This window comes from Dickeya aquatica, from assembly GCF_900095885.1.
Classification (GTDB): domain Bacteria; phylum Pseudomonadota; class Gammaproteobacteria; order Enterobacterales; family Enterobacteriaceae; genus Dickeya; species Dickeya aquatica.
Window position 1 is genome coordinate 2141496 of record NZ_LT615367.1, and the last position, 24180, is coordinate 2165675.

19 protein-coding genes are annotated in these 24180 nt (G+C 53.9%); 10 read left to right on the forward strand and 9 right to left on the reverse strand.

The window, feature by feature from the left end; all coding sequences use genetic code 11:
* The first annotated feature begins 438 nt into the window (after positions 1-438).
* A complete protein-coding gene (gene pelN / locus DAQ1742_RS09635; protein WP_067486935.1) occupies positions 439-1758 on the forward strand; it encodes a pectate lyase PelN in 1320 nt (439 codons plus the stop codon).
* A 246-nt stretch (positions 1759-2004) separates the two neighbouring features.
* Positions 2005-2901 carry a YcbJ family phosphotransferase gene (locus tag DAQ1742_RS09640; protein WP_035341777.1) on the forward strand — a complete coding sequence of 299 codons (897 nt, stop codon included), beginning with the start codon at positions 2005-2007 and terminating at the stop codon, positions 2899-2901.
* Between the two features lie 24 nt (positions 2902-2925).
* Here the strand turns inward: DAQ1742_RS09640 and elyC are convergent, their stop codons facing one another.
* Positions 2926-3705 carry an envelope biogenesis factor ElyC gene (gene elyC, locus DAQ1742_RS09645; protein ID WP_035341779.1) on the reverse strand — a complete coding sequence of 260 codons (780 nt, stop codon included), beginning with the start codon at positions 3703-3705 and terminating at the stop codon, positions 2926-2928.
* 235 nt (positions 3706-3940) lie between these two features.
* On the opposite strand from elyC, the gene cmoM reads away from it, so the two are divergent.
* The 6 genes from cmoM to cueO all read left to right on the forward strand — a co-directional run bounded on the left by cmoM (position 3941) and on the right by cueO (position 14516).
* Positions 3941-4726: a tRNA uridine 5-oxyacetic acid(34) methyltransferase CmoM gene (cmoM, locus tag DAQ1742_RS09650; protein WP_035341782.1), complete on the forward strand. Its 786-nt coding sequence runs from the start codon at positions 3941-3943 to the stop codon at positions 4724-4726.
* A complete protein-coding gene (gene mukF, locus DAQ1742_RS09655) occupies positions 4723-6045 on the forward strand; it encodes a chromosome partition protein MukF (protein ID WP_035341784.1) in 1323 nt (440 codons plus the stop codon). Before cmoM ends, mukF begins: the two co-directional genes overlap by 4 nt.
* A complete protein-coding gene (gene mukE / locus DAQ1742_RS09660) occupies positions 6026-6742 on the forward strand; it encodes a chromosome partition protein MukE (protein ID WP_035341787.1) in 717 nt (238 codons plus the stop codon). Before mukF ends, mukE begins: the two co-directional genes overlap by 20 nt.
* Entirely contained in the window at positions 6739-11175 is a 4437-nt protein-coding gene (gene mukB / locus DAQ1742_RS09665; protein WP_035341789.1) for a chromosome partition protein MukB, read from the forward strand. Before mukE ends, mukB begins: the two co-directional genes overlap by 4 nt.
* A 269-nt stretch (positions 11176-11444) precedes the next feature.
* On the forward strand, positions 11445-12758 hold the full coding sequence (locus DAQ1742_RS09670; protein ID WP_035341792.1) for an NAD(P)/FAD-dependent oxidoreductase: 1314 nt from the start codon (positions 11445-11447) through the stop codon (positions 12756-12758).
* A 111-nt stretch (positions 12759-12869) separates the two neighbouring features.
* Positions 12870-14516 (forward strand): multicopper oxidase CueO, encoded by a 1647-nt coding sequence (gene cueO, locus DAQ1742_RS09675; RefSeq protein ID WP_035341794.1) that lies wholly within the window; start codon positions 12870-12872, stop codon positions 14514-14516.
* A 13-nt stretch (positions 14517-14529) separates the two neighbouring features.
* On the opposite strand, the gene DAQ1742_RS09680 is transcribed toward cueO, so the two are convergent.
* Positions 14530-14952, reverse strand: coding sequence for a winged helix-turn-helix transcriptional regulator (locus DAQ1742_RS09680; protein ID WP_232046623.1), 423 nt, complete (start codon positions 14950-14952; stop codon positions 14530-14532).
* Between the two features lie 100 nt (positions 14953-15052).
* Between DAQ1742_RS09680 and DAQ1742_RS09685 the strand changes: the two genes are divergently transcribed.
* Positions 15053-16165: an NADH:flavin oxidoreductase gene (locus tag DAQ1742_RS09685; protein WP_035341800.1), complete on the forward strand. Its 1113-nt coding sequence runs from the start codon at positions 15053-15055 to the stop codon at positions 16163-16165.
* Between the two features lie 43 nt (positions 16166-16208).
* Here DAQ1742_RS09685 and DAQ1742_RS09690 read toward each other — a convergent pair whose 3' ends face one another.
* The 7 genes from DAQ1742_RS09690 to pth form a co-directional block, all read right to left on the reverse strand.
* A complete protein-coding gene (locus DAQ1742_RS09690; protein ID WP_035341802.1) occupies positions 16209-16700 on the reverse strand; it encodes an NUDIX hydrolase in 492 nt (163 codons plus the stop codon).
* Between the two features lie 191 nt (positions 16701-16891).
* Positions 16892-17530: a ribonuclease T2 family protein gene (locus DAQ1742_RS09695; RefSeq protein ID WP_035341804.1), complete on the reverse strand. Its 639-nt coding sequence runs from the start codon at positions 17528-17530 to the stop codon at positions 16892-16894.
* Between the two features lie 458 nt (positions 17531-17988).
* On the reverse strand, positions 17989-18597 hold the full coding sequence (gene gstA / locus DAQ1742_RS09700) for a glutathione transferase GstA (RefSeq protein WP_371327840.1): 609 nt from the start codon (positions 18595-18597) through the stop codon (positions 17989-17991).
* A 164-nt stretch (positions 18598-18761) separates the two neighbouring features.
* The gene (locus DAQ1742_RS09705; protein WP_232046625.1) at positions 18762-19091 is read right to left on the reverse strand and encodes a hypothetical protein; all 330 of its coding nucleotides are present in this window, start codon (positions 19089-19091) and stop codon (positions 18762-18764) included.
* A 366-nt stretch (positions 19092-19457) separates the two neighbouring features.
* Positions 19458-21026 (reverse strand): methyl-accepting chemotaxis protein, encoded by a 1569-nt coding sequence (locus tag DAQ1742_RS09710; RefSeq protein ID WP_035345970.1) that lies wholly within the window; start codon positions 21024-21026, stop codon positions 19458-19460.
* A 595-nt stretch (positions 21027-21621) separates the two neighbouring features.
* Positions 21622-22713: a redox-regulated ATPase YchF gene (ychF, locus tag DAQ1742_RS09715; RefSeq protein WP_035341809.1), complete on the reverse strand. Its 1092-nt coding sequence runs from the start codon at positions 22711-22713 to the stop codon at positions 21622-21624.
* Positions 22714-22858: 145 nt separating this feature from the next.
* Positions 22859-23446 carry an aminoacyl-tRNA hydrolase gene (gene pth, locus DAQ1742_RS09720; protein ID WP_035341812.1) on the reverse strand — a complete coding sequence of 196 codons (588 nt, stop codon included), beginning with the start codon at positions 23444-23446 and terminating at the stop codon, positions 22859-22861.
* Positions 23447-23834: 388 nt separating this feature from the next.
* On the opposite strand from pth, the gene ychH reads away from it, so the two are divergent.
* Positions 23835-24104 (forward strand): stress-induced protein YchH, encoded by a 270-nt coding sequence (gene ychH / locus DAQ1742_RS09725; protein WP_035341815.1) that lies wholly within the window; start codon positions 23835-23837, stop codon positions 24102-24104.
* The last annotated feature ends 76 nt before the right edge of the window (positions 24105-24180 follow it).

Genomic DNA, 24180 nt, shown 5'->3' on the forward strand with positions numbered 1-24180 from the left:
CGATTCGCTGCCATTGCGCGACGGAGTGTGGGTAACGCGGGTTAACGCATCTCAGTTTGGTGGGCTGAATATGTCGGGCAACCGTATGTATTGCGTCAGATGCTGACACAATATCTATCGTATCATTATCCTTGTCTTAATCACTTCTCGATATTGTTATTCATAAAATGGTATAGCTTAGCTAATAAGTTTGTGCGCAATGACGCGAAAAATAGCCTATCAGGATGCATAAATAGTCATCATGGCTTATTATTTTTCGGTCTTTGTCCGTATTCGCTGTTTCAAACGCTGTTAATCAGGTCAATGGTACAGTGACTGTGTTGCGATACCCTGAGCAATGACATCAATGTGCGATGGGGAAAATACCGTTTATCCGCAACGGAATATATGGAAAGGATAAATCTACAGACTTTTATTTGCTAAGGATGGAGCGACACAATGAAAGTAAAAAAAACGTTTTTACCGGTATTAATTGGCTGCCTGCTGGCGGGCACTGCTGCACAGAGCCTGGCCGCTGAGTACTATCTGGCACCCAATGGCAGTGACTCGGCAAATGGCAGTAAAGCCGCACCCTGGAAGACATTTGACCGTGCACAACAAACGCTTTCTCCCGGTGACCGTCTATGGATTCGAGGTGGAACCTATAGTTTTCGTGCCGGGTTAAACAGCTGTGCCAGCCAGACGGATATTGTGAATGCGATTACGCTTAACAAAAGCGGAACGTCTGGCAAGCGTATTGAATACGTCGCTTATACAGGTGAAAAACCGGTATTCGATTTCAGCCAGATGAAAGATGACTGTCGCGTTAAAGGGTTTAACGTTGTGGCAAGTTGGGTCACGCTGAAAGGATTGGAAATTACCGGTGTGCCGCAAAATAACAATAAAAACCATGAGTCCTGGGGCGTGTGGATTAACGGCAGTAATAACCTGTTTGAACAGCTTAATATCCACCACATTATGGGAACGGGCCTGTTCTTGAAAAACGGGGCCTATAACACGGTATTAAATAGCGACTCTCACCACAATTACGACCCGCTAACGTCTAATGGCGCAGGCCAGAGTGGCGATGGATTTGGCGCACATATCGCTGCGAATATGCCAGGTAATATTTTCAGCGGATGCCGGGCCTGGTCTAATTCGGATGATGGTTTTGATCTTATCAATGCCTATTCCGCAGTGACTATTGAGAATTCATGGGCCTGGTCTCACGGCTATTTGCCGGGGACGACCACCTCACTGGCAGCCGGTAACGGTAATGGCTTTAAGGCCGGTGGATATGGTGCGCTATATGTGAGTAACGCGCCGAAACATGTGGTGCGTAATTCGGTCGCTTTCCTGAATAAAGCCGCGGGTTTCTACGCCAATCACCATCCGGTAGCGAATGATTTCTTTAACAACACGTCATTCCAGAATGCGGTCAATTTCAGTATGCGCGGTATTGATGCCAGCGGTAATGCGGTATCGCTGGGGACGTTGCGTAATAACATCTCTTATGCAGCTAAATCGCAGTCGCTGCAATATACCGATGGCGCAAACATGCGCTATAACTCGTGGAACTTTAACAACGTGATTGCTGATGCCGAGTTCCAGGGGGTATCCACAACCGGGTGGGATGCGGCGCGTCAGGCGGATGGTAGCTTGCCGGTGCTGAAAAGCCTGCATCTGGCCGCAGACAGCTGGATGGTGGACAAAGGTGGCGATGTGAAAATCGCGTACAAAGGGGCGGCCCCAGACCTGGGAGCCTTTGAACTGAAATAACCGCGATGACTGATGCTGCGCTATCTGTGTGGCGAGAGTCGTAGCTTTATTCTCCAGATACCCCGCGCCTGAAAATACTGGCGCGGGGTATCTGGGTTATTCTCCGTGGTCTTGCCTGTTCTGCCAGGGTGTACCCCGGATACCACCGCACCTATCCTGCTTTCTTTGATCTGTATTGAAGAAATTATCCTGCCCTGCTCGCATCATAGGTGCGATGCCGCCTGCAACTGCGAGAGTCCACTACTTATGGAACTGCTAAAAACCGAATTGAGTACGGTGCTGGGAGAATCTATCAGCCGCCTTGAGAGGATCAGCGAGCAACCGTATGCCCACCTGTATGCCTTATATGATCGGTCGGGCAACGCGATACCATTACTGGCAAAAAGCTATATCTGTCAGGGGATTGCAGCGCAAGAAGCCTATAAGCTGACCATGCTGGCGCGGGAAGGGGAAGTTCGGCTGCCTACGGTATATGGCATGGTGATGACACATCAGCCACCGTATAAAGAGCTTTTGCTGATTGAACGCCTGCGCGGGGTATCGGTGGAAGCGCCTTCACGCTCGCCGGGGCGCTGGGGTTTATTGCAGGATCAAATTGTCGAAAGCCTGCTGGCCTGGCACCGCATTGACAGCCACGGCTGTGTGGGTACGGTTGATAGTACACAGGAAAACACCTGGCCGGAATGGTATCGCCAACGGCTGGAAGTGTTGTGGGCCACCTTGATGAATGTCAATGCTGCCCAGTTAACGCAGCAGGATCGCACGGTGTTATACCGCTCTCGCCAAAGCCTGACATCGCTGTTTGCCGATTTCGATGATGATTGTGTCCTGGTGCATGGCAATCTGACGCTACGCAGCATGCTCAAAGACTCGCGTACCGATCAACTGCTGGCGATGATCAATCCCGGCATGATGCTATGGGCCCCGCGAGAGTACGATCTGTTTCGCTTGTGTGAAGAGCCGGGCATGTCTGAACAACTGTTCTTCCGCTACCTCAACCAGGCACCGCTGGCGGAATCCTTCGTCGGGCGTCGCTGGCTATACACCTTGTGGGCGGCGGTTTCCCGTTACATTCATACCGGTCAGCTCGATCGCTGCGTGTTTGATACCGCTATTCGTGAATTGCAACCCTGGCTGGAGTAGCTGGCGTGGTTTGGTTGCCGCCCGTCAGGCATCCGGCGTCGCGGTGTTCCCTTTGAGGCGCTGCCAAAGCAGCCCGAGTCCTTCATACCAGGCGCGCTCACTGTGTGAAAGATAGAGCGGCGAGGGGAAAAGCCGCTCCCAGGGATTGAGCGCCGAGATGATGGCCAATTGATTGGCAGGGGCCGCAATGGGTGTTAAGCCCCGCGCCTGAAAAAAGCGGATCGCACGCGGCAGGTGGCTGGCGGAGGTGACCAGCAAAAAGGGCGCGTTCCCTACTAATGCCTGCGTGCCTGCGGCTTCTTCTTCGGTATCGCGCGCGCTGTCTACCCGTAGAATGTCCTGCGCCGGAACACCGAGACTCTGCGCGACCCGTGCTGCGACACTGGCGCTGGTCACCAGGTTGCCTTGCGCCGCTGCGCCGGTAAAAATCAGCTTCGAGCCGGGGTTGGCGTGCCATAATCTGACGCCCTCCGTCACTCTGGCCAGGCTGTTGTTGATGAGGTTTGCGCTGGGTGGCCAGTCAGGGTTGAAGGTGTAGCCGCCACCAAGTACCACGATGTAATTCACTCGGGGAAACGCGGGTGTCCAGGCCGGGTAGCGAGATTCCAGCGGCAATAACAGCCGGTCAGCTACCGGTTGCAGACTCAGCAGTAATAGCGCCAGCCAACTGCCAGTTAACACGAGCCGTGCTGTTTTTTGCCAGCGAGAAAACCACAACAGCGCCAGTGCGCCTCCCATCAGCAGCAGCAGTAACGGCAACGGCATTAGCAGACTTCCGATGTATTTTTTGAGGGCAAACAGCATAAAATAGCGTCCGGTTTGAGTGAAAAAGCGCCATACGGGCGAAAATAGGGTGAACTGACCATTTATTCTAGGCCAGCCTGTGCCAAAATGGCAGGTTCAAACAAAAACCAGTTGGTTATAGCGAACCGTTGCTGTGTTGCAGTCACTCTCACTGCAACCAGTACGGCAATAGGGTAACTGGCACAGGGTGTTACAGAGATAAAACGTGCTGTCATCCTTTATGCGGAACCGTGGAATGCAGGATCGTAATTTTAACGATATCGCCGATAAATTTGCCCGTAATATCTACGGCACCACCAAGGGTCGCTTGCGCCAGGCGGTGTTGTGGCAGGATTTGGAAACACTGCTGACCCGTTTGCCGGCACGCGCACTGCGCATTCTGGATGCCGGGGGCGGGGAAGGGCCAATGTCGCGCCGTCTGGCGGCACTCGGTCATCAGGTGGTGTTGTGCGATCTGTCTGATGAAATGCTGGCAAGAGCCGCACAGGCCGCACAGGCCGCCGGTGTGGCCGCGAATATGCAATTCGTGCATTGTGCCGTGCAGGATATCGGCACGCACCTGACACAACCGGTTGATTTAGTGCTGTTTCATGCGGTGCTGGAGTGGGTTGCTGACCCGCTACAGGCATTGACGAGACTCAATGACCAATTAACACCGGGTGGTGCGTTATCGCTGATGTTCTACAACCATCAGGCGCTTGTCATGCGTAACATGGTGCTGGGGAATTTTGCCTATGTTGCTGCCGGAATGCCTAAGCGTAAACGCCGCTCGCTCTCGCCCGATAATCCGCTTAACCCGTCACACGTTTACCAATGGCTGGAGCAGTTAGGCTTACAGCTCAGCGGTAAAACCGGCGTGCGGGTATTTCATGACTACTTGCAGAACAAGCAACAACAGACTGACGACTTTGATGCGTTACTGGCGCTGGAACAGCGCTATTGCCGACAAGAGCCTTTTGTCAGTCTGGGGCGCTATATCCATGTGATGGCGCATAAACCTCCGTTGAAGGATGCACTATGAGTGATGTTTCTCAGACCGTACCCGAACTGGTTGCCTGGGCAAGAAAAAACGACTTCGCCATTACCCTGCCTACCGAGCGGCTGGCGTTTTTACTGGCTATCGCCACCCTAAATGGTGAGCGCATGGACGGTGAGATAAGCGAAGGGGAACTGGTGGATGCCTTTCGTCACGTCAGCAAAGGGTTTGAGCAAACCCATGAAACGATCCCGGTTCGTGCCAATAACGCCATTAACGATCTGGTGCGCCAGCGGTTGCTTAACCGCTTCACCAGTGAACTGGCTGAAGGCAATGCCATCTATCGTCTGACGCCGCTCGGCATGGGGATTACCGACTACTATATTCGCCAGCGTGAGTTCTCCGCGCTACGTTTGTCGATGCAGTTATCGATTGTCGCCCAGGAACTGGGCCGTGCCGCCGAAGCGGCGCAGGAAGGGGGCGATGAGGTGCACTGGCACCGTAACGTATTTGCGCCGCTGAAGTATTCCGTGGCGGAAATTTTCGACAGTATCGACCTGTCACAGCGCGTGATGGATGAACAGCAGCAAGGCGTGAAAGACGATATTGCCTCTTTGCTTAATCAGGACTGGCGGGCCGCGATTTCCAACTGTGAAAAACTGCTGGGGGAAACCTCAGAAACGCTGCGCGAGCTGCAAGATACGCTGGAAGCGGCGGGCGATAAACTGCAAACCAGCCTGCTGCGCATTCAGGATGCCACGCTTGGCCAGGCTTCATTGTCATTTGTCGATAATCTGGTCTTTGATTTGCAAGCCAAGCTTGACCGCATTATCAGTTGGGGCCAGCAGAGTATTGATCTGTGGATTGGCTATGACCGCCATGTACATAAGTTTATCCGTACTGCTATCGATATGGACAAAAACCGGGTATTTGCCCAGCGTTTGCGCCAGTCTGTGCAGGGCTATTTCGACAAGCCCTGGACGCTGACCTACGCCAATGCCGATCGCCTGCTGGATATGCGAGATGAAGAACTGACGTTGCGCTCTGAGGAAGTCACCGGCGAGTTGCCGCCGGAGCTGGAGTACGAGGCGTTTAGCGAAATTCGTGAGCAAATTGCGGCGATGGTTGAGCTCGCGCTACAAAAATATAAACAGCAACAGATCCCGCTTAATCTGGGTGATGTGGTGCGCGAGTATTTGACACACTATCCGCGCGCGCAGCATTTTGACATCGCCCGCATTGTGGTTGACCAGGCGGTTCGCCTGGGTGTAGCCGAAGCTGATTTCACCGGATTGCCTGCGCTGTGGCAGGCAATCAATGAGTACGGAGCCAAGGTACAGGCCCATGTCATCGATAAATATTGATCAAACGGTTTCCACCCGACTGGTGAGCGCGTTATCCAGCCCGCTGTTTCCGGCGCTGGACAGTCAGTTGCGCGCCGGTCGTCATGTTGGTGTTGAAGAACTGGAAAACCACGTCTTCCTGATGGATTTTCAGGACGAACTGGAGCAGTTCTATGCCCGCTACCACGTTGAGCTTATCCGTGCGCCGGAAGGGTTCTTTTACCTGCGCCCGCGCTCAACTACCCTTATCCCGCGCTCGGTGTTGTCCGAGCTGGATATGATGGTGGGGAAAGTGCTCTGCTATCTCTACCTCAGCCCGGAGCGGCTGGCACACGAGGGCATTTTCAGCCAGCAAGAGTTGTATGAAGAGCTCGTCAGTCTGGCTGATGAAAACAAACTGCTGAAACTGGTCAATCAGCGTTCCACCGGCTCAGATCTTGACCGGCAGAAACTGCACGAAAAAGTACGCACCTCACTTAACCGGCTGCGCCGCCTTGGCATGATCTACTTCATGGGGGCAGACAGCAGTAAGTTTCGCATTACCGAAGCGGTGTTTCGCTTTGGTGCCGATGTCCGCAGTGGCGATGACCCACGCGAAGCCCAGTTGCGCATGATCCGCGATGGCGAAGCCATGCCGGTGGATAGCCGCCTGTCGCTGGATGACGGTGACGATAATGCCCAGGGTGATGAGCCACGAGTTGAGGATGAACAGGAATGATTGAACGCGGAAAATTTCGCTCGCTGACGTTGGTCAACTGGAACGGCTTTTTTGCCCGCACCTTTGATCTGGATGAACTGGTGACGACGTTATCCGGCGGCAATGGCGCGGGTAAGTCCACCACCATGGCTGCGTTTATTACGGCGCTTATCCCTGATCTCACCCTGCTGCACTTCCGTAATACCACCGAAGCCGGAGCCACCAGCGGGTCGCGTGATAAAGGCCTGCACGGTAAATTGCGCGCAGGGGTCTGTTATTCGGTGCTGGATGTGGTCAATTCGCGCCATCAGCGTGTGTTGGTGGGGGTGCGCTTGCAACAGGTGGCCGGGCGCGATCGCAAGGTGGATATCAAACCCTTTACCATCCAGGGCCTGCCGGTGGCGATTTCACCCACACAGATATTGACACAGACCGTGGGCGAACGTCAGGCGCGCGTGTTGTCGCTACAGGACGTGAAAGACCGGCTGGATGAGTATGAAGGGGTGCAGTTCAAACAGTTCAACTCCATTACTGACTACCACTCGCTGATGTTTGATCTCGGCGTGGTGCCGCGCCGTTTGCGCTCAGCGTCAGATCGCAGCAAGTTCTACCGTTTGATAGAAGCCTCGCTGTATGGCGGGATCTCCAGCGCCATTACCCGCTCGCTGCGGGATTATTTGTTGCCGGAAAACAGCGGGGTGCGTAAAGCGTTTCAGGACATGGAAGCTGCCCTGCGTGAGAACCGCATGACGCTGGAAGCCATTCGCGTCACCCAGTCTGATCGTGACTTATTCAAGCACCTGATTTCTGAAGCCACGTCTTACGTGGCAGCGGATTACATGCGCCATGCCAATGAGCGCCGCATCCACCTCGATGGCGCACTGGCGCTGCGCCGTGAGCTGTTTGCCAGCCGGAAACAACTGATAACCGAGCAAACCCGCCATGTCGATATGGCGCGTGAGCTGCAAGAGCACAGCGGAGCTGAACAGGACTTAGAAACCGATTATCAGGCTGCCAGCGATCACCTCAATCTGGTGCAGACCGCTATGCGCCAGCAAGAGAAAATCACCCGTTATCAGGATGACCTTGAAGAACTGAATTACCGGCTGGAAGAACAAAACGAGGTGGTGGCCGAAGCGCGGGAACAACTGGCTGAAAATGAAGCGCGCACCGAAGCCGCTGAGCAGGAAGTCGATGAACTAAAAAGCCAACTGGCAGACTACCAGCAGGCGCTGGATGTGCAGCAAACCCGCGCCATTCAGTACAGCCAGGCACAGCAGGCGCTGGAGCGCGCCCGCGCACTGTGCCAGTTGCCAGACCTGACGCCCGAGAATGCCGATGAGTGGCTGGAGAGCTTTCAGGCCAAAGAGCAGGAAGCGACCGAGTTATTGCTGCAACTGGAGCAGAAGCTCAGCGTGGCCGATGCCGCCAGTAATCAGTTTGAACAAGCCTACCAGTTGGTCTGCCGCATTGCCGGTACGGTGAGTCGCCATGAAGCCTGGGACGTGGCGCGTGAGTTGCTGCGCGACAACGCTTCTCAGCGTTATCAGGCCGAGCAGGTCGCACCGCTGCGTGCGCGCCTTGCGGAGCTTGAGCAGCGTCGGCGCGAACAGCAGGATGCCGGGCGGTTATTGCAGGAGTTTGGTAAACGTACCGGGCAGGACTATGCGCCAGATACGCTGGAAGCCTTGCAGCAAGAGCTGGAAGCCCGCATTGAGGCGTTATCTGACGTGGTCGCTCAGGCCGGGGAAAAACGCCTGGCGTTGCGTCAGGAACAAGAGCACATCCAGCAGCGTATCGCGCAGTTGACCGCGCGTGCTCCGGCGTGGCTGGCGGCGCAAGAGACACTGACGCAACTGAGTGAACAAAGCGGTGAGTCGTTTAGCGATAGCCAGCATGTGACCGAGTTCATGCAGCAGTTGCTGGAGCGTGAGCGTGAAGCCACGGTGGAGCGCGACAGCCTCGCGCAGCGCAAACAGCATGTCGAGGCGCAAATTGAACGGCTCAGCCAGCCGGGCGGGGCGGAAGATGCGCGCCTGAATGCACTGGCAGAGCGCTTTGGCGGTGTGCTGTTGTCCGAAATTTATGACGATGTCACCCTGGATGATGCACCTTACTTTTCCGCACTCTACGGCCCCTCCCGTCACGCCATCGTGGTGTCCGATCTGTCGCTGGTGCGCGATCAGCTTGCCGGACTCGAAGAGTGCCCGGAAGATCTCTACCTGATCGAAGGCGATCCGCAATCATTTGATGACAGCGTGTTCGATGTTGACGAGCTGGAAAAAGCGGTGTTAGTGAAAACCGCCGAGCGTCAGTGGCGCTATTCCCGCTTCCCTGAGGTGCCGCTGTTTGGCCGCGCCGCGCGCGAGCAGCGCCTGGAAAGCCTGCGCGAGGAGCGGGAGCAACTGGCGGAGCAATACGCCACGTTGTCTTTCGACGTGCAGAAAATTCAGCGCCTGCATCAGGCGTTCAGCCGCTTTATTGGCAGCCATCTGGCGGTTGCGTTCGATACCGACCCGGAAGCGGAAATTCGAGCGCTCAGTGTGCGGCGCAGCGAGCTTGAGCGCGCAATCAGCAATTTTGATAATGAAAACCAGCACCAGCGTCAGCAGTATGAACAGGCGAAAGCGCAGAGCGGGTTGTTACATCGCTTAATTCCGCGTATCGGTTTGCTGTGTGACGACGAACTGGCCGACCGGCTGGATGGGCTGCGTGAAGAGTATGAAACCGCGCAGGATGCGGCGCGCTTTATTCAACAGCATGGCGCATCGCTGGCGAAACTCGAGCCGTTGCTGGCCGCTTTGCAAAACGATCCGCAACAGCATGAGCAACTGCGCGAAGACTACACCCAGGCGCAGGTGGCCCAGCGTAGCGCCAAGCAGCAGGCATTTTCCCTGACAGAAGTGGTGCAGCGCCGGGCGCATTTCAGCTATACCGACTCCGCCGGTATGCTCAATGCCAATGCCTCGCTTAACGATAAGCTGCGCCAGCGGCTGGAGCAGGCCGAGCAAGAGCGCAGCCGGGCGCGCGAGCAGTTACGCCAGCAGCAGGCGCAACTGACACAATACAGCCAGTTACAGGCATCGCTCAAAAGTGCCTATGATGCGAAAAGTGACATGCTCAAAGAGCTGACGCAGGAGTTGTCCGATATTGGCGTGCGCGCCGATGCGGATGCCGAAGTGCGTGCCCGTAGCCGCCGCGATGAGCTGCACGCGGCGCTGAGCGCTAACCGCTCTCGTCGGCATCAGTTGGAAAAACAGATAACGTTCTGTGAAGCGGAAATGGACGGCTTGCAGAAAAAACTGCGCAAGCTTGAACGTGATTATGTGGTGATGCGTGAGCAGGTCGTCAGTGCGAAAGCGGGCTGGTGCGCTGTGATGCGGCTGGTGAAAGATAATGGCGTCGAGCGCCGTTTACACCGCCGCGAACTGGCCTACCTGAGCGGTGATGAACTGCGCTCGATGTCGGATAAAGCGCTCGGCGCGTTGCGCCAGGCGGTGGCGGATAACGAACATTTGCGTGATGTGCTGCGCCTGTCTGAAGATCCGAAACGGCCTGAGCGCAAGGTGCAGTTCTATATCGCCGTCTACCAGCATCTGCGTGAGCGTATTCGTCAGGATATTATCCGTACCGATGACCCGGTGGAAGCCATCGAGCAGATGGAAATCGAACTTAACCGCCTGACGGAAGAACTGACCGCGCGCGAGAAAACGCTGGCCATCAGTTCGCGCAGCGTGGCGAATATCATCCGCAAGACCATTCAACGTGAACAGAACCGCATTCGCATGCTCAATCAGGGGCTACAGGCGGTGGCGTTTGGGCAGGTGAAAAGTGTGCGGCTCAATGTCAATGTGCGTGAAACGCACACCACCTTGCTGAATGTGTTGTCTGAGCAGCAAGAGCTGCATCAGGATCTGTTTAACAGCCATCGCCTGACATTCTCGGAAGCGCTGGCGAAGCTGTATCAGCGCCTGAACCCGGAAATCGACATGGGCCAGCGCACGCCACAAACCATCGGTGAAGAGTTGCTGGATTACCGCAACTATCTGGAGATGGAAGTGGAGGTGAACCGCGGGGCTGACGGCTGGCTGCGCGCCGAGAGCGGGGCGCTGTCTACCGGTGAGGCCATCGGTACCGGGATGTCGATTCTGGTGATGGTGGTGCAAAGCTGGGAAGAGGAGTCGCGCCGCCTGCGCGGTAAAGACATCTCGCCTTGCCGCCTGCTGTTCCTTGATGAAGCGGCGCGTCTGGATGCCAAATCCATCGCCACGCTATTCGAGCTGTGCGAACGACTGGAAATGCAGTTAATTATTGCCGCACCGGAGAACATCAGCCCGGAAAAAGGCACCACCTATAAACTGGTGCGTAAGGTGTATCAAAACCACGAGCATGTGCATGTGGTCGGGCTGCGCGGTTTTGCCAGCGAACCTCAGGAAAGCCTGCCGACGCCGTAATTTCCCGCCCGCACGGTTTGTTTTATCCCTGCGCCATACGTTCCCGGTATGGCGCATTTTTTTGCTAATGGCTTTTTTCAGCGCCATCGGGTGTGCTCGCGGATGTCGACATAACACCCGGCGCGGTTACAGCGGTACACTGTGAGCAGTAAAACGTGTTCGGGCTGTGTGAAACAGCCCGATTTTTATGGTGAAAACCGTTGGTGCCGGGGTGGGCGGGTCACTGCGCCGCTGTCGGGCATGGTTGTATCAGTAACAGGAAGAAAAACGTGAACATCAACGCATTACCGCTGGACGCCAATATCAATGGCTGGTCAGCGATGTTACCGCCGCGCGCGGCCCGGCCTGCATTACGCCGGAAAATCACGGTGGATTGGTTAATCATCGGTGCGGGGTATGCCGGTTTGGCATTTGCACGCCGGGTGGCGGAAAACCGGCCGCATGAACAGGTGGTGGTGCTGGATGCCCGCGACGTGGATAACAGCGCGTCGGCCCGTAATTCCGGGTTTGCCATCGACCTGCCGCACAATATTGGCAGCTCAACGGCTGAACTGGAGAAGGCTGCCAATTACCGGCGCTTGTTGCACACCGGCCTTGAGCAACTGCAAACCCTCATCGACCGTTACGGTATTGCGTGCGACTGGCAGCAGCAGGGCAAATACCACTGTATTGTGCGTCCTGAACGTCAGGATCTGCTGGCGCATTATGCCCATGAATTAGAGGCGTTGTCTGAGCCGTACCAGTTGTTGCAGGGTCAGGCGCTGGCCCGCAAGTTAGGCACACCCTACTATCACGCCGCTATCTATACGCCCCACTGTGTGTTGCTGAATCCGGCGGCGCTGGTGCGTGGGCTGGCGGATAACCTGCCGGATAACGTGACGCTCTATGAAGACACCCCTGCGCTGGCCATTCATCCCGGTCAGCCCATTCGGGTTACAACCCCTTATGGGGAAGTCAGTGCGCGTCAGGTGATGGTGGCAACCAACGGCTGCGCCCGGCAGTTGCCGATGTTTGCCCATCAGGTTGTCGGGCTGTCAACGTTTGCGACCTTAACTGAGCCGCTGACGCCGGAACAGCAGCAGCGTATCGGCGAGCTTGACCCGTGGGGCATGACGCCTGCCAATGCGATTGCGGGCGCGACGTTGCGTTACACGCGCGACGGTCGCTTTCTGATTCGCCAGCATGTGACCTATGCGCCAGGTTACACCGTCACGTCTCGTTTAACGGCCGACATCACGCGTCAGCATCAGGCTCTTTTTCTGTCGCGCTTTCCACAACTGGCTGACCTACCCATTGCCCACAGTTGGTCTGGCATGATTGGCGTGACGCGCAATGGCGCACCGGGATGGGGGAAATTTGCCGATAACCTGTATGCGGCGGTGGGATGCAACGGCGCGGGCATTTCCAAGCAAACGGTGGCGGGCAGCACCCTGGCGGATTTGGCGTGCGGCGTGGATAACGCCCTGATAACCGAGATGCAGTCCCTTGGTAAACCGAACAGGATCCCGCCGCGCCCGTTGCTGGATATGGGCATTCGCGCCAGCATTCTTAAAGAACGCTGGCTGGGCCGCCATGAATATTGAGGGGTAAATTTGGCAATGAGGTCGTTGAGTCACACAATGGCTTGACCTTCCCGTTACTGGAAGGTGCACGCTCTTTTCTGCACACCGTGGTTTCATGTACAGGAGAGAGAAATGCAGCGTCGAGAATTTATCAAGCTGGCCGCCATATTGGGCTCTGCCAGTGTCTTTCCCTGGTGGAGTTCCTTCTCTTGGGCGGGCATGCAGCCTGCCTTACCGATCCCGCCGCGTCTGGTGCCAGATGCCAGCGGGAACATCGCGTTGACATTACAGACAGGCAGCATGCGCTGGGTGGAGAACGCACCGACCACCACCTGGGGTATTAACGGCGGCTTCCTTGGGCCTGCGCTGCAATTAGAGCAAGGGCAGTCGGTCACGGTCACGGTCACCAATACCTTGGCTGAAGCTGCCACGTTGCACTGGCATGGGCTGGAGGTGCCGGGGGAGGCAGACGGCGGCCCGCAGGCGCTGATTGAGCCGGGCGCGCGCTGGACAACCTCGTTTCGCGTGGAGCAACCGGCCGCCACCGCATGGTTTCATCCCCACACTCACGGCGTGACCGGACGGCAGGTGGCGATGGGTCTTGGCGGGCTTATCCTGATTCAGGATGCTGCCAGCCGGGCGCTGCCGCTGCCTTCACAGTGGGGTGTTGATGATATTCCGGTGATTTTGCAAGACAAACATCTGGGCAGCGATGGCCAGATTGACTATCAACTCGATGTGATGTCAGCGGCGGTGGGCTGGTTTGGCGAGCTGATGCTGACCAATGGTGTGCGTTACCCGCAGCATCAGGCCCCGCGTGGATGGCTACGGCTGCGACTGCTTAACGGCTGTAACGCCCGTTCGCTGAACATGGCAGCCAGCGATGGCCGCACACTGTATGTGATTGGCAGTGATGGCGGGCTGTTAGCCGAGCCGGTTGCACTGACCAGCCTGACCATTCTGATGGGCGAGCGCTTTGAGGTGATGGTGGATGCCCGTGATGGCAACGCCTTTGATCTGGTAGCATTGCCGGTTACCCAAATGGGCATGATGCTACCGCCGTTTGATAAACCGCTGCCGCTACTGCGCATTCAACCCACGCTGTCGCCTACAGCGGGCGCGCTACCGACCACATTGGCGACGTTACCGGCACTGCCTGCCACAACCGGTCTGAAAACCCGGCAATTGCAATTATCGATGGACCCGCAACTCGACAGGTTAGGGATGCAGGCGTTGATGCAACGTTACGGCATGCAGGCGATGGCGGGTATGAACATGTCGCATGGCAACATGGCAATGACGCATCAGAGCATGGATCACAGCAGTATGAACCACAGCGGTATGCAGCATGGCGAGATGGCGGATAACCACAGCGGCGCACCGATGGATCATGGGCAAATGACACATGGCAACCCGAGCCAGCCTGAGCCATTACTCATGTCAGGCAATCGAATCAATAACGCGGCATTCCAGATGGGGCAGCCAATGTTTGATGTTAAACGCGGTGAGCCGGAAATCTGGCGCATTTCCGGGCAGGGCGACATGATGCTGCACCCGTTCCATATTCACGGCACCCGGTTTCGTATTTTGTCAGAGAACGGTAAACCCCCTGCGCCGCACCGCCGTGGCTGGAAAGACATCGTGCATGTCGAAGGTGCAGACAGCGAGGTGTTAGTGCAGTTTAACCATCTGGCTCCGCGCGAGCGGGCATTCATGGCGCATTGCCATCTGCTCGAGCACGAAGACACTGGCATGATGATGGCATTTACGGTGTCTTAACGCCTGATGAGCCTCAGCAGGCGGCATCTCGCACGCGCGTGTCGGCTATTGCAGGCAGCAAGGGTTCTTCCTGACGGTTATCAAAGGCTTCGCGCGCCTTCGCCACCTCCGGTAAGTATTCCACCGTCCAGCGGTAGAGCGCCTGAAACGGCTCTTTGAGGGTGTGGCCGAGCGGTGTGATGTGATATTCCACCGCTATCGGCGAGAGGGTCAGTACCCGGCGTGCGACAATACCATTACGCTCCAGCTTCCTCAGGCATTGCGTCAGGGCTTTTTGGGTAATACCTTCGAGACTGCGTTTGATTTCGTTAAAACGCAGCGGTTTTGCGCACAGAGCGCCGAGCACCAGCACTGACCATTTATCGGCGATCTGTTCGAGTAAAAACCGGCTAGGGCAGTTGGCATGAGAAAAGGGCGCAGAGCAAGATTTCAGCATGGCAGTATCCTTAAGGCTACCTGGTAGCATTGATGTGCCTGATTGACACTTGGTTTACATTGTATACCATCACGGGTTCATGCCCAAGGAGATGACGTATATGGCCAATGTTGATGTTCTGTTTCGTCCGTTCAAACTTAAAACGCTGGAATTGAAAAACCGCATCGTGATGGCACCGATGACCCGTACCTTTGCCCCACAAGGCATTCCTGGTGAAGATATTGCCGCTTATTATCGCCGTCGTGCCGAAGGCGAAGTAGGGCTTATTTTGTCAGAAGGAACGGTTGTTGAACGTTCGGGGGCGCGCAACCACCCCGGTATTCCGCTGTTTCATGGCGAGGCGGCACTTAACGGCTGGCAGAAGGTGATTAATGACGTGCATTCCACTGGTGGCAAAATGGGGCCGCAAATATGGCATGTGGGTTCAGTGCCATTGCAGGGCGTCGAATGGCAACCGGACTACATTGAAAGCCCGTCAGGTTTAGTCGCACCGGATAATGCGCGCGGTCATGCGATGACTGAAGAGGACATCGCTGACACCATCGCGGCGTTTGCGCGTGCGGCGGCAGATGCCAGACGGCTGGGGTTCGATACGCTGGAGTTGCATGGCGCACACGGCTATCTGATCGATCAGTTCTTCTGGGGAGAAACTAACCAGCGCACCGACCTGTTTGGCGGAGCCACTATTAAACAGCGTGCGCATTTTGCCGCTGAGGTGGTCAAAAGTGTACGAGCGGCCGTTGGCCCTGACTTCCCGCTGATTTTACGCGTCAGCCAGTGGAAACAGCAGGATTACAGTGCCCGTCTCGCTCCCACGCCGCTGGCGCTGGAAGATTGGCTGGCACCGCTGGTCGAAGCCGGTGTGGATGTACTGCACTGCTCACAGCGCCGATTCTGGGAAGCGGAATTTCCAGAGATCGATGGCGAAAGTGGACTGAACTTTGCCGGTTGGGCGAAAAAAGTTACCGGAGCCGCCACGATTAGCGTCGGGTCTGTTGGGTTGTCGGATGAATTCTTCAGTGCGTTTGCGGGTAAAGGCTCAAGCCCGGCCGGGCTTGATAAGTTACTTGAGCGTATGGAGCGCGACGAGTTTGATTTGATAGCCGTTGGCCGGGCACTGATAACCGATCCGCAATGGGCGGCCAAAGTTCACCGTCAGGAGCTCGATAGCCTGAATGGGTTTGATGCCGCGTCACTTGGCCAGTTAGTGTAAACGGCCTGCCGTGCGTGCTGCCTGAGTTATCGGGCAGCCAACGCTATGACAGCATACGGAGAGCCGCATTCACCACAAAGCGGCTCTCCTCACTGATAAGCCAGTCAGCCGGAATGTCGGAAGTGTGGCGGATTATCTGCCATGCGTCGTGCTCATCCGCATTCAGTTTTATCTCTTCTTGCATGACATCAACGAGAAAATTCCACTGACGTATTTTCTCGTTATCTGGCGTCTGATAATCAAAAAAGCCCAGATAGTGCCGGATATAACGCAACCGCAGGCTGGTTTCTTCCTGTAGTTCCCGCATTAACGTAGCCAGCAGATTATGATCACAAGGCTCTCTGCCACCGCCTGGAATCTCCCAATGTCCGGGTAACCGTGGATCGCTGGCGCTGCGACGTACCAGCAGTATACCGCCCTGAAAAACGACGGCCGCCGCCATGGTCTGTCGGGTGATGCCCTCTTGCTTGGCCTGAAATTCAAACTGGCACAGCATGCGGGTGTAAGTGCTGTCCTGAGGCGAAAACAAAAACATGTTGTTATACCTGCATTGAGTGAATTAAGGCATGTCCGGCCGGCCATGCTAAAGTTCGTTGATGACAGTGATATTTCACATGCGCAATGAATTCAATAGGAATCTTTACAAAAGAAGCGAAAACGCGGGTGCAGAGAGGATTGGTTTAGAAAAGCCTGCTTGCGCAGGCTTGAGAGGAGGAGAAAACGGTATCAGCGTACGTTAGGTATGCGGATATTGCCGTCACGGCATTGTGATTTAACCGATTTTGCACAGGATTGAAAATTCAGGTTTTTATCAAGACACACCCGCACCTCAGAGAGCTCCGGACCACTACAGATAGCCACAATGCCATCTTTGGGAATCGACGGGTTACTCTGACGGAAAGTGGTCAGAATTTGGTCTGCGGTCATCTGAAGCGGGCTGGCTGGAGCCTGGAAGCTTGGCGGGATCTTCACGCTGGTCACTGCCTTATCAGCGGCTTGCAAATATCCTGTCGCGCCAAGTCCACTGCAAGTGCCGTGTTTTTCCCATTCGTGGGTCAGTAATGCATCGGTCGGGAACAGGGTATTACCGTATTTACGCTGTTGTGCGTTTAGGGTAGCGATTGGCGGGCAACTCTCAGGCCAGCCACCACTGGTGTATTGCGGCCATAAGCCGTGCAGTACAAATCCATAGCCTTTTGTACACTGTTCATTGCTGGCATGTGTCAGGCAGAACGTGGGGGACCAGGATAACGTCAGTAAGTAATAATCAAAAACACCGGCGGTGCCTTTGGCCTGTGTTGCCGGGCTACTTAACATACTGATAGCCAGAGCGAACCCGGCAAGCAGTGAATAGATCTTTTTCATCTCATTTGCTCCTGTCTTATTTTCTGTGTTTCAGGTTGATATTTTTTACACCTGACATAAGGGAAACCATCATGTTGACGCAAACGGGCAAGCCCGTATTCGATATTGAGTGCCCGGTGTTTTGCTGTGAATAGAGTAATGTTCTGTTGGCGAAAGCATGACAACAGACTTACTGGCAACCAGCATCAAAACACAATGAGAGGGAACGATGAGATGTATTTAGGATATAAATCCGTCGAATGTCAATTTTTGTCAGACATTAATTTGCTGTCGTTATGTGATTAATCGATATAAAAATAATGACAACGCTAACCGGCGGGCAAAATAAATCCGCACGGGGACTGAAATCTGCTCCAGTCATTATGCGGTGGAGAGCGGATGGAAACTGACGGACAAAATAAGGGGCGTTGCGTTGACAACACTCCCCGCTGCCAGGGGGCACCGCAGGGAGAGGGCAATCAGTGGCGGTTTTCTGCAAGCAGTGTGGCTTTGACTGCCGGGCGCTCGGCAACGCGCGCCATATAGGCATTCAGTGCACTTAAATCGGACAAATCAACGTTCACGTAAGCGGCCCAACGCGTCACGGTGAACAGGTAGGCATCTGCCACACTAAAGGTGTCACCACAGTACCAGGGGTGACTGCTCAGGCGCTGATTGATTCGGCTAAATAATGTGCGCAAACGCTCACGGGCGGTAGCTTGCGTGCTTTCATGTGTGGTCGGGCGAAACAGCGGGGAAAACGTTTTATGCAACTCGCTGCTAATATGGTTAAGCGCTTCCTGTAATTGATAACGTCCTAATGTTCCATTTTCCGGTGCCAGAGCTTTCGCCGGAACCCGGTCTGCCAGATATTGCAGAATGGCTACCCCCTCACTTAACAGCGTGCCGTCTTCCAGAATCAATAACGGCACCTGCCCGGAAGGGGAAATACGATAATAATCACTGCCATCTTCTAACGTGTGCGTGGCAAGGTTTACCGGTATGGCGGTAAAAGGCAGCTCTGACTCGCGCAGAATAATATGCGATGCCATCGAACAGGAACCGGGGGTGTAATAAAGTGTTATCATAATAATTCAGCTATCCATTTAGATGTTCAATAATAGAAAACGGTGCGTCCCAATCGTGTCACCGATGCTAATAAATTACCATAATTCAGTGCATTAGCGTTAATCGCCTTGTGCTGTCCGTGAGAAAATAAATGACAAAAAATGAGCGCCAGCATCCTTCATCCCTATTTTTTATTACACTCAGGTAATTTACCGTGGGTAAAAACAAACTCCCAAAGTAGTTTACGCTCAAGATATTTTATATACGCTGATGTATAGGTATCTCTGTACTCAATGGGGCAAACAGAAATCCAAAGATGGTTTTGAGGGACGGTATTATAGTGCTTATGGCGAAAAGTATTACCGCCGGAGTGACCGGGTTTCTCATTAAAGGCTGAAACCGCGAACTGATTAATGCGACGGATAAGCGTTTGTGAGGTGGTTTCACCAATATAAATAATAGCGTCGTTGCTGACTTTGTTCTCGCCGGGTTCAACATCGCTATGTGCAATCATATAGACGCCGTGCATGTCGTCAGAATACGCATTAATATCTTGTCTTTGAGTCAGATTGACCCAAGGATAAAACTCACAATTCTTGCACACAATATTCTCGATCCTCGTAGTGTATTTTCTTTACGTGTAATCAGACGACGGGCAGGGCATGTGCCCTGCTGTGGGGCGCAGCCCACCCCGTTCACCCCACCGGGTGACGGTCCCTGCTTTGCGCTTCATCACATCCGTTTTCAGCACATGATCATGAAAGAACAACAAGGCTTCGTTATGAGTGAATGTAGATAACTCTGCTATTAAGCATATAACCCCACCCCATCCACGCCAGGGAGGATGGGGTGGGGATGGTTTGCGTGCGATGGCGGTATACTACAAAGTGGTTAGGCTCGCTTGCGTAACATCGTTTTCCGCCCGGAATCTGCCCACGAGTTCTGCAAGCAATTGTGACTGGTAGGTGAGGTTTTTAGAGGTAGAGACGCCTTTTTCAACCAGAGATGCGTTTTGCTGTGTCACCAGGTCGAGTTGCCCGACGGCATCAGCGATGTGGCCAATGGAGGAAACCTGCTCCTTCGCTGTGGAACTGATGTCTGTTATGAAATCGGAGACTTTGTGTACCTGTTCTACTATGCCCTCCATCGAGGCTCCGGCATTTTCGACTTGCCGCGAACCGTTTTCAACTTTCTCTATGCTGGCGCTAATCAACGTTTTTATCTCTTTTGCCGCCTCGGCGCTGCGTTGTGCCAGTGAGCGGACTTCACCTGCGACAACCGCAAAGCCTCGGCCCTGTTCACCGGCCCGTGCGGCTTCAACCGCAGCATTCAGGGCAAGGATGTTAGTCTGGAAGGCAATGCCGTCAATTATTGCAATAATGTCAGTTATCTTATGGGCGCTGGTAGTGATGTCTTGCATGGTTGAAATGACCTGGTGCATCACGGCACCACCTTGTTGCACCGCTTGACTCGTTGACGATGCCAGCATAGTGGCTTGCTCGGCTGTCTCGGCATTCTTTTGTACTGCCGAGCGAATCTGTATCATTGACGCTGTGGTTTGTTGCAATCTGGAGGCCTGCTCTTCTGTGCGCTTGCTGAGATCGGCATAATCGGCGGACATCAACGTTGAATCGGTGAATATAGAGTCGGAGCTGTCGCGTACCATAGCGACAATGCTCTGGAGACTATTCTTCATGTCTGCCAATGCCCTGAGCATCAATTTGGCTTCGTCGCGGCCATGCACCTGGATAGTGCACGTTAAGTCGCCTTCGGCAATCTTCTGTGCGGCCTCGCAGGCATTCAACAAAGGTGAAGAGACCGCGGTGAGCAGACGACGGCGGGCACCGACGTAGAGCGCCACACACGCGCATAGCGCGCCGACCAGAACGCCCATACTGGCTGTAGAGTTTGATGTCTCGATAGCATTAAAGGCTGCCATGTTCTTTTCAGCGAAGGCATTGGAAACCTCAACGGTTTTGTCCACCGCGGCACGGTGAGCTTCATAGAGCTTCTGCACGCCAGGCAAGCCAGCGCGTGCTGTCTCCATATTCCCTGCCACCAAGGGTTGCAGTACGTTATGGCGCGCGGCTTCCAGGAATTTCAGCGCGGCATCGTGTTGTTCGCCCAAAAGGTACTTCTCAATACCGAAAGTTTGCGCCTTGCGCCAGTATTCAACGCGTGCTGCGTAGTCCTGTGCAAGTTTATCGAACGTTCTTGTTGCTGCATCTGGTGATAAAGAGCCATCCAGCCCTTGTGATAAGGTCAGACGAGCTTCAATAAGGTACAGCGGGGGAGGCAGAATATCGGCGGTGATGTCCTTGGCTGTGAAGATTTTGTTGGCCTGTGCGAGCATCTGTTGTCCAGACCACCAGTTGACAGCACCTTGCGTGATTACAGAAGCGAGACCGACAAGCAGCAATAATAGCAGTATAGATTTGATTGATTTCATGGGAACCTCATCCAAGTAATGTCCCGAAAGAGAGTGAAACTTCGCCCGAATTCGTAACCAGCGAGATGAGTATGACTCGCCCACCTGCTCATGCTTATCGTGAATTATAGAAAAACAACAACAATCTGAAAGTAATATGGATATTTTCTTGTTCTTAATTACGGTATGAGAATATCACGTAACGAGTAAAACGCTTTGGCCGACAATTGGCGATGATGCTCAACGACAACGCCCGCTATAATTATTTTTTCTGCATGTAATAATAAGCAGGCTTACGTTAAAAATTTCCCGACCGCCTTAATCGGCTAATTAATCAAGCAGTTATTGCCGTGTGGGTAATTAATTAGCTGAGTTTGTTGTAGCTGGAGCAACGCCATGAAGCGATGTTTTGTCTGTTTCTTACACCGTTATTATGCCCGCCTGAAATGAAGCCGGAGGCTTAATTATACGGGCTGCTGCACTCTATTTTGGCTGTGTTCCCACGATATAATCTGAGGCGCTATAAAACGAAAAATCCACGCCATTGCGTGGATTTTAGAGGGTTTTGTGATCTACATGAGATATTCATGAAACCTCATGAGACAACAAATTTTATTTAGACGTTGAACAAGAAGTTCATAATATCGCCATCTTTAACGATATATTCTTTGCCTTCTGAGCGCATTTTACCGGCTTCTTTGGCACCCTGTTCACCTTTGTAGGTGATGAAATCATCAAAGGCGATGGTTTGCGCGCGAATAAACCCTTTTTCGAAGTCTGTGTGAATTTTCCCTGCGGCTTGTGGGGCTGTGGCTCCAACGGGAATAGTCCAGGCACGGACTTCTTTTACACCCGCCGTAAAGTAGGTTTGCAGGTTCAGCAGCGTATAACCGGCACGAATGACACGGTTTAGCCCAGGCTCTTCAAGACCCAACTCGGCCATGAATTCGTCGCGCTCTTCATCATCGAGTTCGGCAATGTCAGATTCTACAGCCGCGCAGACGGGCACAACAACAGAGCCTTCTTTCGCTGCGATCTCACGCACCTGATCCAGATAGGGGTTGTTCTCGAAGCCGTCTTCATTAACGTTGGCAATGTACATGGTCGGTTTCAGCGTAAGGAAGCTCAGGTAGCGGATAGCGGCCTTTTCTTCTGCGCTGAGATCCAACGCACGCAACATGCCCGCTTTTTCCAGCTGAGGCAGGCATTTTTCCAGTGCAGCTTGCTCAACTTTAGCGTCTTTGTCGCCGCCCTTGGCTTTCTTCTGTACCCGGTGCAACGCACGTTCACAGGTGTCTAGGTCCGCTAATGCCAACTCGGTGTTAATGGTATCAATATCGTCAGCGGGGTTAACTTTTCCAGAGACGTGAATGATGTTGTCATTTTCGAAACAGCGCACCACATGACCAATCGCCTCAGTTTCGCGGATGTTGGTCAAAAACTGGTTGCCTAAGCCCTCACCTTTAGAAGCCCCTTTCACCAGGCCGGCAATATCCACAAATTCCATGGTGGTAGGAACGGTGCGCTGCGGTTTCACTATCTCGGCTAACTGGTCAAGGCGCAGGTCCGGCATGGGAACCACACCGGTATTCGGTTCGATAGTACAAAACGGAAAGTTGGCCGCTTCGATACCGGCTTTGGTCAGCGCGTTGAACAGCGTAGATTTCCCCACGTTAGGCAGCCCAACGATACCGCATTTGAATCCCATGTTTATGTCACCTTAGAAATCACGAATCATCAGGTGATGCTTGCAAAGCATCATGTTTGCAAAAACACCTGTCAGAATGGAAAAAATAGCCCTGAGGCCAATTATACACACAATAGTGGACGAACTCGATCAGAGTGCATCACGGCTATGACGCCTTAAAGGCATGTAACCGGTTCATGGCTTTGATCATATCTTCTTTTATCAAGATATCGGTACAGCGCAGTGATTCGTCAATGGCTTGGTCGATAAGCCCTTGCTCACTGGCCGGTGGTTTGCCAAGCACAAAGCCGACGACTTTATTTTTGTCGCCGGGATGGCCGATGCCGATACGCAAACGGTGGAAATTGGGGTTGTTGCCGAGCTTACTGACGATGTCTTTCAACCCGTTGTGCCCACCGTGACCCCCGCCGAGTTTGAGTTTGGCAACGCCCGGTGGCAGGTCCAGCTCATCGTGTGCGACCAGAATTTCATCAGGCTCAATACGGTAGAAAGAGGCCATGGCGGCCACTGCTTTGCCGCTCAGGTTCATAAATGTGGTGGGTACCAGCAGTCGCACATCGTTGCCACCCAGAGATAACCGTGCGGTATAGCCAAAAAACTTGCTCTCTTCCTTCAGGGTCTGTCGGTAGTTTTCGACTAACTGGTCAACGTACCAGGCACCCGCATTGTGGCGGGTTGCCGCATATTCAGCGCCGGGATTGGCCAGCCCCACAATCAGTTTTATACCACTCATTATTTCATACGACTCACAAGGCAGAGCGCCGGATGATTCCCGCTTACTCGAATTATTGGGGTTAACAGGCGTGACACACAGGTATCGGCCTGCCAGGACACATTTTTTAAGGGCGCTAGTTTAACGCAGGGGCGGTTGATCACCAACATGTGATCCTACCCGCATAGCCATAGCAACAGGCTGGTTATACTGTTAGTCATCATTAAGCCTGTCGGTGGTCGGTGAATCAGCTGCTAACAGGGCGGCGCAGGCGTATAAAATAGTATGTAAAACAAATCAGTACCTTTGACAATTCCGGGGATGAGCCTGCTTCGTACGGCGAGAAACAGCAGGTGTGGTGCAGACGCGATAGCGCTGTATTTTCACGGGAAATTTCAGGAGGTGAATGATGAAACGTAGAAATGCCATGCGCATTGGTAATGCGTTAATGGGGCTTGGTATGGTGCTGATGATAGCGGGTATCGCGTATTCAATAGCCAATCAATTGCCGGAGCTGAACTTGCCAGGGTCAGCACAAAGTGTTGAGTTAATTGCGATTTTTATGGGCGCAATTTTGTGGCTGGCGGGGGCGCGCATCGGGGGACGCGAGTCCGTGACCGATCGCTATTGGTGGCTGAAGCATTTTGATAAGCGTTGTCGCCGTGAGCGCCATCCATAACGGTGTCGTGGTAAAAATAAAAAACCTGTGGTGCAGGTGGTGATAGATAAAAATACGCCACCAGGGGATTGACCGT